The sequence below is a fragment of the candidate division Zixibacteria bacterium HGW-Zixibacteria-1 genome, assembly GCA_002838945.1.
Lineage (GTDB): Bacteria > Zixibacteria > MSB-5A5 > GN15 > PGXB01 > PGXB01.
On sequence record PGXB01000047.1, the window covers coordinates 1 to 13,919 of the forward strand.

Annotated in this window: 14 protein-coding genes; 8 read left to right on the top strand and 6 right to left on the bottom strand. The window is 49.0% G+C overall.

The window, feature by feature from the left end; translation table 11 throughout:
• Window positions 1-103 precede the first annotated feature (103 nt).
• From CVT49_14175 to CVT49_14190, 4 genes are all read right to left on the bottom strand, one after another.
• Entirely contained in the window at window positions 104-451 is a 348-nt protein-coding gene (locus tag CVT49_14175; protein ID PKK82323.1) for a hypothetical protein, read from the bottom strand.
• A gap of 85 nt (window positions 452-536) precedes the next feature.
• Window positions 537-1,127, bottom strand: coding sequence for a hypothetical protein (locus CVT49_14180; GenBank protein PKK82324.1), 591 nt, complete (start codon window positions 1,125-1,127; stop codon window positions 537-539).
• 15 nt (window positions 1,128-1,142) lie between these two features.
• Window positions 1,143-1,427 carry a hypothetical protein gene (locus CVT49_14185; protein PKK82325.1) on the bottom strand — a complete coding sequence of 95 codons (285 nt, stop codon included), beginning with the start codon at window positions 1,425-1,427 and terminating at the stop codon, window positions 1,143-1,145.
• A 38-nt stretch (window positions 1,428-1,465) separates the two neighbouring features.
• Window positions 1,466-2,326: a hypothetical protein gene (locus tag CVT49_14190; protein ID PKK82326.1), complete on the bottom strand. Its 861-nt coding sequence runs from the start codon at window positions 2,324-2,326 to the stop codon at window positions 1,466-1,468.
• Window positions 2,327-2,545: 219 nt separating this feature from the next.
• On the opposite strand from CVT49_14190, the gene aspA reads away from it, so the two are divergent.
• From aspA to CVT49_14225, 7 genes are all read left to right on the top strand, one after another.
• On the top strand, window positions 2,546-4,414 hold the full coding sequence (gene aspA / locus CVT49_14195) for an aspartate ammonia-lyase (GenBank protein ID PKK82327.1): 1,869 nt from the start codon (window positions 2,546-2,548) through the stop codon (window positions 4,412-4,414).
• Between the two features lie 29 nt (window positions 4,415-4,443).
• A complete protein-coding gene (locus CVT49_14200; GenBank protein PKK82328.1) occupies window positions 4,444-4,728 on the top strand; it encodes a hypothetical protein in 285 nt (94 codons plus the stop codon).
• Window positions 4,729-5,000: 272 nt separating this feature from the next.
• The gene (locus tag CVT49_14205; protein ID PKK82329.1) at window positions 5,001-5,594 is read left to right on the top strand and encodes a hypothetical protein; all 594 of its coding nucleotides are present in this window, start codon (window positions 5,001-5,003) and stop codon (window positions 5,592-5,594) included.
• A gap of 84 nt (window positions 5,595-5,678) precedes the next feature.
• Window positions 5,679-6,071, top strand: coding sequence for an S-adenosylmethionine decarboxylase (locus tag CVT49_14210; protein ID PKK82344.1), 393 nt, complete (start codon window positions 5,679-5,681; stop codon window positions 6,069-6,071).
• A gap of 2 nt (window positions 6,072-6,073) precedes the next feature.
• The gene (locus CVT49_14215) at window positions 6,074-7,063 is read left to right on the top strand and encodes a cellulose biosynthesis protein CelD (GenBank protein ID PKK82330.1); all 990 of its coding nucleotides are present in this window, start codon (window positions 6,074-6,076) and stop codon (window positions 7,061-7,063) included.
• Entirely contained in the window at window positions 7,053-8,360 is a 1,308-nt protein-coding gene (locus tag CVT49_14220) for a biotin carboxylase (protein ID PKK82331.1), read from the top strand. The genes CVT49_14215 and CVT49_14220 overlap by 11 nt, the downstream gene beginning before the upstream one ends.
• Window positions 8,336-9,637 (top strand): decarboxylase, encoded by a 1,302-nt coding sequence (locus CVT49_14225; protein PKK82332.1) that lies wholly within the window; start codon window positions 8,336-8,338, stop codon window positions 9,635-9,637. The genes CVT49_14220 and CVT49_14225 overlap by 25 nt, the downstream gene beginning before the upstream one ends.
• A 69-nt stretch (window positions 9,638-9,706) precedes the next feature.
• Here the strand turns inward: CVT49_14225 and CVT49_14230 are convergent, their stop codons facing one another.
• A complete protein-coding gene (locus CVT49_14230; protein PKK82345.1) occupies window positions 9,707-11,776 on the bottom strand; it encodes an oligopeptidase B in 2,070 nt (689 codons plus the stop codon).
• A 132-nt stretch (window positions 11,777-11,908) separates the two neighbouring features.
• Window positions 11,909-12,376: a ligand-binding protein SH3 gene (locus tag CVT49_14235; GenBank protein ID PKK82333.1), complete on the bottom strand. Its 468-nt coding sequence runs from the start codon at window positions 12,374-12,376 to the stop codon at window positions 11,909-11,911.
• 235 nt (window positions 12,377-12,611) lie between these two features.
• Between CVT49_14235 and CVT49_14240 the strand changes: the two genes are divergently transcribed.
• Window positions 12,612-13,907, top strand: coding sequence for a hypothetical protein (locus CVT49_14240; GenBank protein ID PKK82334.1), 1,296 nt, complete (start codon window positions 12,612-12,614; stop codon window positions 13,905-13,907).
• The last annotated feature ends 12 nt before the right edge of the window (window positions 13,908-13,919 follow it).

The window sequence follows — 13,919 nt, forward strand, 5'->3', positions numbered from 1 at the left end:
AACGCCGTCATTCGAGCCTGGGTTTTAAAAATCCAGTTGACTTCGAACGGGCAGCTACCCTATCTTAACTATGTGTCCATTTTTTTAGGGGAAGACCATATTGTTATTCATCTTTTAAATATTGTCTCCAGTTTTCCTTGAAGTCAGCTTCAAGATTCCGATTTTGTTTCGGAACTTGAGCAACAACTACTATCAATATAAGACCAAGAACAACATAGTACAACATGGCATATTCAGGGAAATAGTTATTTACTATCCAAATTGAGGCGAGAAGCAAAGCACACCAAACAAGCGGAGCCGCAACAAAAGTGGCTGTTGGTATAGGCTTTACTAATTTTCCTTCTCGTTTTAATTGTCTGGCTCTTGGCCAAGCAGAAAACAATGGGTAAATAATTTGACTAAAAGCGAATAGGCCGAGAAGTAACCCAATGACTGCGATTATAATATACATAGAATGATCTCCGTATTATTTGTATGGCGTGACTACGGGTTCTGCCCTAATTGTTCTGCTTTTCCAAATTGCCTATCAATAAATCCTAAAATACCTCATAGACTTTTTCGAGTAGCGTGTTAAATTGAATTAGATTCAATCCCTTTATTAAGGTCCGCTGCACATCTAAGATCAAACCCGGATTGTGTGGATTACCCATCAGATTAGCGACATTTTTCGCGAAGCGGTATATTACGACATCGTTCATATCATCTACTTCCTCATCCGACCAAACCTGCTTGCATGTCCCATAATCGTATTCCGATTTCGCCAAATTCTCATAATATTCACTATTAATTTTTGTTTTTAAATCATCAGGCCAATGACCGAAGATCGCGTTCAAAGTCGGCTGGATCACGAGTGGAGCTATATCTTCAAGCAAATCACTTCTTTTTTCTGGCCCTAAGTGTATCGCTGCATATCGACTAACAAGATGAAACAGCAAATATTGAAACTCAAATAGAACATATACCCAATTATTGTCGCTTTCTTCCTTCGTATTAAATTCCATTGAAGGGCGAATCTCTTCAGCCATAGCTAGCGATCCATCTAATATTGCTTTGGAAAGAGCCTTGACCGGAGCATTTTTCTTTCCGGATTCAGTAACAATTTTATTCCAAAATCTAGACCACCGCATATTTGATACCTATAATTAATAAATAGCCATTTTTACATTTCGGATTCTCGCAAAGCTGTCATTCAAAGATGGATTGACCCACCCAAGTAAGATATGATTTTTCGGAAGAATGGCAAGCCGGAAATTCGGCTGTCTGGTCATATTCCTGCCTATGGCGTGAAAAGGACCTGACAGGATATCAACCCTTAAAGGGGTGGCCGCGCCAAATTTATTTGGTGCGGGGCTTTTAAAGAACATCCCCAAACAAGTTTGGGCATGCCACCCGGCCGGGGCAGCAAAACGGCAGGTGTCCGGAGACACCTTCCCTCCTATCGTTTTATCAAAATAGTCGATGCACTCTACGACTGCACGTTGCGGCAGAGGACAATGTCGCCTTCATCGACGCCGGCATGCCCGGCTATGACCGGGCACTTGGCCTTGAACATGAAATAGATATTTTTCTTGAGATCGAAAAGCGTTTCATAATTGCCCTGCCCCTTGGCGATTATCAGATCGCATTGATCGAAATTTTGCCGGCAATCATCGGAGCAATCGGCCATGATAATTCCCGGCGCATCGGAACCGGTGTCGATAACCGGCACTATCGAAGTGATCCCGGAGGTGCGGGCATCTTCAAGGATGGCATCATTGAGCACCGGCCGCCCCCTGACCACAAATGTTATCTTCTCTCTGGGGAGCGTTTCCACCAGCAGCCGGTCAAAGACGATTTCGCCGGAATTGTCGCCGATATAAAGGATATTTTTTGCTTTCGCAACCGCCGCCTTAAAGTCGCTAAATACGGCCATGTCCAGCTCGGCCTTGACGGCGTGATCGATCGCCCTGAAAATCGCACCGATATCCAGTTCCCGTTTGGCGCCGAAATCGATAATATTGCCGGCAATAGCCAGCCTGACGGCGGTCTCGATCGGGTCGGCGGAATCACTGATCTGCTTTTTTAACTGGTGATAAAGATTAAGGGCATAGCGATTGTAGCGGGTTTTGATGTCGCGGTAAGGGTCATCGATGCCGGTAAATCCGCGTATCAGGCGATGAATCATCTGCCCCATCATGGGCGGCGATTGGTTGAAATCCATCGCGGCGACAGCCAGAAGAACCTCGCGAAGGATCTTGGCCTGGATGATTTCATCATCGGTGACAAACTTGGCGGCATCAAAGGCCTGCCTTATGAAACAAGGGATACAGTCGAGATAGGTTTTCAAACGCGGTTCACTCCACAACGGGTATATGCTCAAAACTCAACTTAACAAAAAACGGCTAAGGCCGCAACGGCATTTATACGATCCTGTCATGTTAATTTATGGAAAAAGGTCAATTCTGACCTGAATTAATAATTGCCAAAATAAGCCGTTGCGACTATTTTCGATGACAGGTTTCGTATTAAGATTTAAACCGTTCTTGAAAGATTGGGAAAATAGAGAATGAAAACAAATATGATAAATGAGTTTATCAAGTCGATCGAGCTGTTTGCGGATCTTGATGACGATGAACGGCGGCTGGTTTCGGGCAATATGGAAGAGCTGGTATATGAGAAAGATGAGCTTATTTTCGAGGAGAACAGCCCTCGGAAAAATCTCTATATCATACACAGCGGCGAGATCGAGCTGTTCAAAAGAACGCCCCTGGGGGAAGAAAAACGACTGTCGATATTTTCCAAATATGATTTTCTGGGCGAGGGTTCGCTGATGGATGATTACCCGCACTCGACCTCGGCCCGGGCCATGATAAAGACGACCGCTTTTGCCATCAGCCGGGAAAAATTCCGGGAACTGGCGGCGGCCGATGCCGATATCGCCGTTAAAATACTCTCCCGCATCGCGCGGGTAATTTCGCGCCGGATGCGCCAAACCAGCACCCGGGTGGTCAACGCCGGAGCGCAGTATATTTCCGGGCGGACCCGGGTCGAGCATGATCTTTTGGGTAACCGGGAAGTGCCGTTCGAATTTTACCATGGTATCCAGACCCTTCGGGCCCTCGAGAATTTCAATATCAGCGGTATTTCGCTGATGCAGTTCCCAGTCCTGATAGAGGCGCTGGCCATGGTTAAGATGGCGGCGGCAAGGGCCAATTTTGACCTCGGCCTGCTGTCGAAGCCGATAGCCGACGCCATCGCTCAGGCCTGCAATGAAATTATAAACGGCCGGTGGCATCCGCATTTTGTGGTCGATATGATTCAGGGCGGAGCCGGAACCTCGACCAATATGAATGCCAACGAAGTTATCGCCAACCGGGCGCTGGAGATACTCGGCTATGAAAAGGGCGATTATGTGTATTGCCATCCCAATAATCATGTCAACCTGTCGCAGTCAACCAACGATGCCTACCCGACCGCGCTGCATATCGCTCTTATAAACAGTAACATCAAGCTGGTCGAAGTGCTGCAGAGTCTGATAAAGTCCTTTCGCAAGAAAGCCCGGCAATTTTCCCACATTATCAAGATGGGGCGCACACAACTTCAGGATGCCGTCCCAATGACTCTCGGGCAGACTTTTGAAGCTTATGCCGCGACGCTTGAAGAGGAAATCGAACGGCTCAGGACCAATGCCGCCCTGTTTCTTGAAGTAAATCTTGGCGGCACAGCCATCGGAACCGGTATCAATACCGATCCCCAATACAGCCGTAAAGTCATCCGGCATTTACGCGATATCACCGGCCTAAAAGTCATCCTGGCGCCGAATCTGGTCGAGGCGACGCAGGATACGGGAGCCTTCGTAATGTATTCCTCGGCTATCAAACGATTGGCCGTGAAATTATCCAAAATATCCAATGATCTGCGCCTGCTTTCATCAGGACCGCGAGCCGGTTTTAATGAGATAAACCTGCCGCCGATGCAGCCGGGCTCTTCGATCATGCCTGGAAAAGTGAATCCGGTCATTCCCGAAGTAGTCAACCAGATTGTTTTCAAAGTGATTGGGAATGATTTGACGGTAACACTGGCCGCTGAGGCAGGGCAACTGGAACTGAATGTCATGGAGCCGATTATAGCTCAGTCGATTTTCGAATCAATCGAAATGCTTAAAAACGGCATGATAACCTTATTGCACCGATGTGTCGAGGGCATTACCGCCAACAAGGAGCGGTGCCGGATGCTGGTGGAGCGGAGTATCGGCCTGGTCACGGCGCTGGTTCCCAAACTTGGTTATGAAGTCTGCTCCGATCTGGCCAAGGAGGCCCTGGAAACCAACCGGGGCGTTTATGAGCTGGTTTTGGAGAAAAACCTGTTGTCTAAAACGCAACTGGATCGGCTACTGGCTCCCGAAAAAATGCTGAAACCGCATAAAAGAAAATAAAACACAAGATTATGTTAAGTCCGGAAGAGGTGGAACAGGCCAGGCTGAAGCTTGAAAAGCAGCTTAATATTAAGATCAAAAAATGGCAAATAAAGGCGCTTACAGTCAATCCCGCCAACCGGCAGCTTCCAAATATGCGAATTGAAATCGGGCAGATTTATAAGAATCTTGAGCCTTCCGCCCCACCCGATCAGGTTCTGGCCATATTCGAATCAGTCAGTTTTCTTGTCTGTACGAAAAAAAGAGGAATTGAAGAAGGCCTTCCCTACTTTTTTGCCCGCGAAGATGTTCGGAGAGTAGAAATTACCGACTAAACAGCCGTCTGTCCAACAAATCAACAAAAAATCAAAAATAATCAAAAAAAACTGAATTTTTGAAACTTTTCGCTTGACTTTTTCGTTAAAACTGACGATATAGTCGAAAATGACGATAGTGTCACAAGTGACTATGTTGTCACAAATGACGGTGGTGTCAGTAATGACGACATAGTCGGGTGGAGAAAATAGTGGTAGCAGCTTTGGAAACACGACCCCAAAAACGCTCTCGGCAACAACGTCGGACTAAAAAGACCCGGCAGAAACTGCTGATGGCGGCACGTGAAGTCTTTGCCGAGAAGGGGCTAGACCTGACCCGGATCGATGAAATCACCGATCGGGCCGATGTCGGCAAGGGGACTTTCTACTATTATTTTACGTCCAAGGAGGAGCTGATAAATGAACTTATCCATGGGATGCTTGATGAGCTTACCGCCGCTATCGATGAAAAATGCAAAGGCATAACTGATTTGACATCTCTGCTGGATAAGATAATCAGCGTTCATATCGAGTTTTTCAGCAATCGCTGGGAGGATTTTGTTCTTTATTTCCAGGGACGTGCTGATTTGACGCTTCAGATGGGATACGAGGGAATAGAAACACCATTCCTCAACTATCTGCAGAGTATTGAATCCAATCTGGACCAAGCTATCGAACGTCGTTTACCCGGTCCGGTCCTTCGCCGAAGCACATGCGCGGTCGCGGGATTTATTTCCGGTTATTATTCTTTCGCGGTTATCTCTTCCGGGGGCGAAGACGTTGACGAAACGCTGCGTTCATTACAGGGCGCCCTGGTAGCAAGCCTGACGAGGTTTATCAGGGAAGCAACCCCGTCGGCAACGAGCAGCGACGGCGCCCAGGTGTAATCTAATGGTTAACAGGCACCGCATCATAAACGCAGTTGCCGGAAACAAAAAACCATTTTTTCAGAGGAAAAAGTGAAGACTGTAATTGAAAAAACCGAAAGTATTGTCGAAAGGGCAAAACGGGAATCCGTTTGGGGCATCGCTTCAAGCTTCGATATCTACAACTGCAATCCTGACACGATCCGCGATGCCGAAAAAATCAGGAAGTTCGTTATGGAATTATGTGATTTGATTGAGATGAAGCGATTTGGTGAGACCGTGGTGGTTAATTTTGGTGAGGACGAAAGGGTGGCCGGTTTCTCGATGACGCAGCTGATTGAAACATCACTGATCTCGGCGCATTTCGCCAACCTGAGCAATACGACATATCTTGATGTATTCAGCTGCAAGCCGTACGACCCGGCGGTCGTGGAAGAGTTCGCCCGTAATTATTTCGGCGGGTCGCATGTCATTACGAATGTAAATCTCAGGTACTAACCATGAGAAGCATGCGTATTATTTCAGATCTCGACGAATGTCGAAGTATCTGGAAGCAGATCATGCCGACGGATTTTATTACCGACCTTTGGGAGGTCCGCGACTGCTTCCAGAAAAATTTCCAGCGGCCTCCCCATTTTATCGTCTCCGAAAATAACGGTCGTATCACAGGCTTCCTGCCGTTAAGCCGGGTCGATGAAACCGACAGCTTTGCCTATTTCCCCGGTGAAACCTGGACCGGCAAAACCTGGCTGGAACAGAACCGGGTCATGGCCGGCAGTGATCGGGAACTCCGCGACATGCTGGAGGCGGTTCCGGGGCAATATCATCTCCGTTATCTGCAACCGTCGGGCATGTCACGCATGGGCACGGTTAATGTCGATGAAATCGGTTACCTCTTCCGACCGGGCGCCTATAATTATGAAATCGAGAATTACTTCGATGAGTTCTCGCACAAGACCGCCAAGCGCATCAAGCGCGAAATTGCCGCCTTCATGGAAAAGGACCTGCATTTCCGCTATGATAATCTTAATGATTTCGATGAGATGGTGCGCCTGAATGTCGATCGCTTCGGCGAAGATTCTTATTACTATGATCCCCGTTTCCGCGAGAGTTTCCGGGATTTGATGAATTTCCTCAATGAACAGGGCTGGCTGCGGTTAACCAGTATCATTATTGACGGTGAAACCGCGGCTGTCGACATGGGAGCCCTGTATCGCGGTAACTACGTACTTCTGGCCGGGGGCACCAACGCCGCCTTTCCCGGTGTGGCCAAACTGATCAACACTCATCACATGCAGCGGGCCTGCAATGAGCGGATGGAAACCGTTGATTTCCTATGCGGAAATTTCTCATGGAAAACGATGTTCCATCTGACCCCGAGGCCGCTTTATATGCTGTCAAATATTCCGCAGTCTGTCACAGTACCGGAAAATACGGTCACTCCGATGATGGAGAAGGTGCCAATGCGGAGATCAGCCAATGCCGGCTAAGCGCGTGCTTGTGGTCGGAACAACCTCCGACTACATCGAGATACTTTCCCGCCGTTATCCGGGGCGGATACTATTTCTGACCGATCATAAAGAACGGGCCGGAGCTTTCGAACCTCCGCCCGAAGCCGGCAGCGAGGTCCTCTGCGACCTGATGCACTACGATAAGACACTGACCATTCTGCGCGATTTTCTTATTCAACACAATTTCGAATTGAGCGGTGTCGCCTGTTTCGATGATGAATCCATGGCGCTCACCTCGTTTATAGCAAAAACATTTTCGCTTCCTTATCCTCCGGCAAGTGCCGTCGCCAACGGGCGCAGCAAATTTTTGTCCAAGCAACTGTGGGAAGAAGCGGGGCTCCCCTCTCCCCGGATGACTTTGATTCACGACCTTGCCGAAGCAATCACCTTTCTTGGACAAATCAGCGGCCCGATAGTCATAAAACCCCTTACCGGCAGCGGCAGCGAACTGACTTTTGCCTGTCATTCGGAAGATGACTGCCGGAAGGCCTTCGCTCAGATAAGAGAAAAGCTTGAGAAACATTCCAACATCAGAATGTACCTGGCCGACGGACGAAGCAGCCAGCCCGATCCGCATACCGTTTTCGTTGGGGAAGAATTTATCGAGGGCAGGGAATTCAGCGCCGATTTTATTGTCGATGGGGATAAGATCAAAATCATACGGATAGCAGGCAAGATATTTTCGGCCAACAACAGTTTCGGCACGGCGCTTGGCTATATCCTTCCGATGGAATTGCCGCCGGCCATCAATAAGGACGCATTTTCAAATCAACTTCTCGAGGCCGCGCATGCTCTGGGAGTCGAAAGATCCTTTGTCATGATCGATTTTATCGTCCGAGACGGTAAGGCGATCATGCTCGAAATGGCGCCGCGGCCGGGAGGCGACAATCTTCCCTTCTTGATCCGTCAAAGCAGTGATTTTGATATTCTCGGAGCGACGCTTGATTTTGCGGAAGGTAAGCAAATCACTATCCCCGGGCAGGAAGCATGGAAGCGACTGATCGGCGCCCGGATAATTGCGGCGCGTGAGGGCACCATCTCCGAGATGGACACCGCCCCGGCCCTGAGGGATATGCGGGTGCGGGAGTGTTACCTCAAGCGCCACCTTGGTCACAAAGTTATATTACCGCCGGATGATTATGATTCCAGAATACTCGGGCATGTAATCTTTGCTCCGACAGATTGGAGCAACGTGGAAAGCGAAATAGTCGAGCTTCTGGAAAAGGTGAACATTAAGCAGGGACAAGTATCATGCCTGGCGATTCCGACCTTCTGAAAAAAGCCGCGGAGCTACTTGGCAAACGAACACCGCAACTGAATGCGGATGAGTTGCGGCATTTTGTCCAATTGTACCTTGACCGGCGGGAAATATTTATCGAGGCGGCCGACTATTATGGTTCGCCGCTTTATATTATCGACAGCCGTGCCCTGCAGAGCAGAGCCCGGAATTTTACAGCGACCTTTCGCAAACATCTCCCGGAAATATCGGTGTACTATGCCGTCAAGAGCAATAATCACCCCGAAATAATGAAGCGGCTTGCCGATGAAGGACTGGGCCTTGATGTTTCGAGCGGAATCGAGTTGAACATGGCGCTGGAAACGTCCGCATCCGACATCGTCTTCAGCGGCCCGGGAAAAACCGACAAGGAACTGTCGTCAGCGGTGGATAATTCGGAACGAGTGATCGTTCTCATTGATAGCTTCGGCGAATTGGTGCGCCTGGGATTCATGGCGATGCAAAAAAATAAGAATATCAGAGCAGGAGTCAGGTTGACCACCGATGAACGGGGTTTCTGGCGGAAATTCGGAATTCCATTGGGCGACCTGGCCCATTTTTTCGACGAGGCCGATAAATACCCGCACCTCAGTCTGTCCGGCCTGCAGTTTCACACCAGTTGGAACATGAATGCCATCAATCAGGTCAAATTCATAAAGCGTCTCGGAGAAGAACTTCGCACCTGGCCCGAATCACGCCGGCAGCAGATAAAATTTATCGACATCGGCGGCGGATACTGGCCGCCGCAGGGAGAATGGCTTCAGCCGGCCGGTACCGAAGAGGGGCGGTTGATGCAGGCTTTGAGTTCGGCGGCACCGATGCCGGAACGGCATCACCAGCTGCCGGCGGCACCGATCGAACACTTTGCCGAAGAAATCGGAAGGGCCGTGCGAACGGAACTTTTTCCTTTCGTAAACTGCCGGATCTGCCTTGAGCCGGGCCGATGGATCTGCAACGACGCCATGCATATCCTCATCCGCGTGGTGGACAAGAAGGCGGATGACATTATCATCACCGATGCCGGGACAAATGCGATCGGATGGGAGCGGTTTGAGACCGATTATTTTCCGGTTATCAACCTGACCCACCCCGATTTGACAGAGCATCAGGTTTATATCCTCGGCTCACTCTGCACGCCGCATGATGTCTGGGGTTACAGCTATTTCGGAGAGAAAATTGAGCCGGGCGATTATTTGCTGATTCCGACCCAGGGAGCATATACCTACAGCCTGCGTCAGAATTTCATCAAGCCTCTTCCCGGCACGGCCATAATTTAGTAATAAATCGATACAAAATACAAGCCGTCCGAATATCCTTCGGGCGGCTTTATTATTATTGTGACACGGTTACTTTTTTATTCCGAGAACATCAAACATAAAAGCGTACTCAAACGCAATTTCCTGAATTCTCTGATAACGTCCAGACACACCGGCATGCCCTGCCCCCATGGTGGTTTTAAGCAGCAGGCGATTTTTGTCGGTTTTCATGGCTCTCAGTTTGGCCGTCCATTTAGCCGGTTCCCAGTACTGCACCCGCGTGTCATTGAGCCCGGCCGTAATCAGGATATCCGGATAAGCCATGGCCCTGACATTGTCATACGGACTGTATGACATCATATAGTCATAGTCGGGTTCCTGATTGGGATTGCCCCATTCCTCGTATTCGAAAACGGTCAGCGGGATTGATTCATCAAGCATCGTATTGACAACATCCACGAACGGAACATCGGCCACGGCCGCTTTGAACAGATCGGGCCTCATATTTAAAACGACGCCGACCAGCAGACCGCCGGCGCTGCCGCCGCCGATAATCAATTTATCGCTGGAGGTGTACTTTTCATTTATCATGTGCTCGGCGCAGGCGATAAAATCGGTGAAGGTATTCATTTTCTTGAGCATTTTACCATCATCATACCAGTACCGGCCCATCTCGCCGCCGCCGCGTACCTGGGCGATAGCATAAACAAAACCGCGGTCAAGCAGGCTAACACGGGCCACCGAGAACCATGGATCGGTGCTGATTCCATAGGAGCCGTAGCCATACAGCATGCACGGGTTTGTACCATCCATGACGAGGCCTTTCCGGTAAACGATCGAAATCGGCACCATGGCCGAATCATCCGTTTCGGCGAAGACACGCTCAATCTGATAATCATCGGGATTATATCCGCCCAGCACTTCTTTCCGTTTTTTGAGTTCGCGCTCCCTCGTATCCATATCGTAATCATAAACGGAATTGGGTGTCACCATCGACTCATAAGTAAACCGCAGGATATTCGTATTGAAATCCGGGTTATTGTTCTGGTAAACGGAATAGGACTGCTCCGGATAAGCGATATTATGTTCTTCGCCGGTTTTCAGATTTCTTATGAGGATTATCGGCAGGCCGCCCTGGCGGGCATATACTACCAGATGATCCTTAAAGACTTCGTAATCGTCAAGTTTCACCGACAGACTGTGCGGGATGACTTCCTTCCAGAACTTGCGGTCGAGTTTTGTGTCGGAAGTCATCATCAGCTTGAAATTTTTCGCATCGTTGTCATTGGTCAGGATATATAAGTCATTCCCATGGCTCTCAACAGCATATTTCATGTCCTGCTGACGGGGATGAACCAGCCTGAACTCGCCGGTCGGATTGTCGGCCTCGAGAATACGCATCTCCGAGGTCGTCTTATTCCCGAAAACCATGATCAGGAATTTTTTGTTTTTGGTCTTGGCGATATCCATCCAGAATCCGTCATCCGGCTCATGATATACCAGCACGTCGTTCTTCGGGTCCTCGCCGAGTTTATGCCGGAAGAGTTTATAGGGGCGCCAGATTTCATCATAGATAGTATAAAATACGGTTTTATTGTCGTTGGCCCATTGCAGCGAATTGGAGGCGTCTTTGATCGTATCGGGCAATATTCCGCCTGTTTCCAGATTCTTGAAAAAGATATTATAATGCTCATTGCCGTGTTCATCCGCCGCATAAGCCAGCAGCTTATGATCGGGACTGACGACAAAGGCATCGAGCGAATAGAAGTCTTTTCCTTCGGCCAGTTTATTCACGTCGAGCAGAATCTCCTCTTCCGCTTCAAGACTCCCCTTCTTGCGGCAATAAATTGCGTACTGTTTCCCTTCTTCCGTCCGGGAATAATAGTAATAATCATCTTCCTTCACCGGTACCGACAGGTCGGTCTCCTTGATGCGGCCAAGGATCTCATCGTACAGCGATTCCTGGAGAGCCTTGGTATGCTTCATCATCTGTTCGGTATAAGCATTTTCGGTTTCCAGGTAGGCGATGACATCGGGATTTTCCTTATCCCTCAGCCAGAAATAATTATCGACCCGCTCATGAGTGAGAACGGTATCGGCATGGACGACTTTTACGGCCACCGGAGGTTTCGGCTCGGAGGTGCAGTTGTTAGCCGACATGGCAAGCCCCACGAGCATTATTCCCAAAAGAAACCTGGAAAAATTGCGTGCATTCATGGAAACATAGTCCTTTATAATAAAGTTCGATTATTCCAATTATATAGGAAAGTATACGGATAGATCGGGTCATGGTTACTTAATAAATATTTTCATGAGACCGAGGCCGGTCATGGTGGCAATACTGACAATAACGCCGGCGATGACCACGCCCAGGGCCAGATACCAGAATGATTTTCGCTTTTCCAGCTTTAGAATCCACGCCGCGGCCGTTCCGGTATATGCCCCGGTGACCGGGAGCGGGATGGCGACAAAAAGCATAATTCCCCAGTAGCCGTACTTGCTGAAGTTTTTTTCGCCCTTTCTTCGGGTTCGGTCGATATATTTGTCGAAAACTGTTTGATAGATTTTGATTCCGTAAAGAGCCTTGTGGGCGGTTTCCAGAAAAATATATGTGATTGGAATGACCAGTATATTGGCCAGAACGCACAGGATAAAAGCGTAACCGATACTCATGTCATTGGCGACGGCATAAGGAATACCGCCGCGGAGTTCTGCAATCGGCAGAATCGAAAGAATGACGGCGCGCCAGATAATTCCCATTAGTTTTTTATTCCATTGCCAAAGTTATTATCTTGTTTCAAAGTCCGGGTAATATAAAAACATCCGGCCGCAAATGCCACAAATAAGATAAGACGGTGATGGCCGGGAAGATTTCGGGAGATTTCGGGAGAATTGCAAAAATCAAAAAGTGGTTGCAAATGGGTTAAATTAATACTTAACTTGTAAATAACTTTTTACCGATTGCCTGGCGATATCTTTTTGGGGAACTGGTTTGATGGTATCACGGCGACAAGCATTGAAATTTATAGGGTCAATACCGGTCATGATATATTTGCCGCAAATTATGAGTTATGCCTCGGCGGGCGAGCCAAAGCCGTTTCCGCCGGAAACCGAAGCCACCATTTATAGGGCCACGGGGCCCGATCCGGGTGAAATCACCCGTCGGATGGTGGACAGCCTCGGCGGAATCGGAAAATTTATCGACAAGGATAATATTGTCATTCTCAAGGTCAACAGTCAGTGGTGGAACCAGGGGATGACCAATACCGATGTGATCGCCGAATTCGTTCGGATTATACTCGAGATTCCCGGGTTTGCCGGTGAAATAGTTTTGGCCGACAATAACCAAAGCGAAACACCCGGCGGCCGCGGCTGGACAACCGACAAGCGCAACGGCCGCTTTAATTACAATGAGCTGGTCGGCTATTTCAATGACAAGGGTCATCCCAATGTCACCAAATATCACTGGCACCCGGCCGGCCCCAACCCGAATCCGCTTCAATTCGGGGGTTCGGGGAATAGTGTCGTCGGGCACCCATCGGAAGGTGACGGCTATGTCTGGCAGGAAGATTTGTATTATGAATGTCCCCATGGCAACCGCTGTCTTCTGGCCTACCCGATTTTCACTTCGGCGTTCAGCGGCGTTACCATAGATTTGAAGAATGGCGCTTTCAGGGATGGGCAATATACCGGACAGCCGGTTAAATTTATCAATTTTGCGGCAATGAATCATCACGGTCCCTATGCCGGAGTCACCGCCGCGGTCAAAAATTATATGGGTGTGGTGGACATGAGCTGCGGTTATCCGGGGCCGACGCCGGATGGAACCTTCAACACGCATCATATCGGCGCCTCGGCCACTTTCCGCTGGATGGCGCATCATCGAAGAACCATTAGAATGGTTCCCTTCGTCCGCGAATTTTACGAGCGTCATCCGGTTTTCCGTTTCCGCTACACCGCGGGCGTTCTCGGCAAATATATGAGAGAAATCCGCCGGGCCGATCTTAATATTATTACCGCCATAAGAATCGGCTGGGGTGACCGACTTGATCCGGCTATGGCTTACCAAGCCGATACCGTCCTGGCCTCGACCGACCCGGTGGCGCTCGACTATTGGGCGACGGCCAATATTATGCTTCCAGCCACGATTGAAGTCGGCGCGCCGGATTATTATCGAAAACTGAATAACCCTGATATCGCTGACGGCCCGCTGCATACATTTCTTCAGGAATGCCGCCGCGAGCTGGGCGGAACCATGGACCCGGCTCGAATAGAGATTGTCGAGTCATGATATATACTCGTT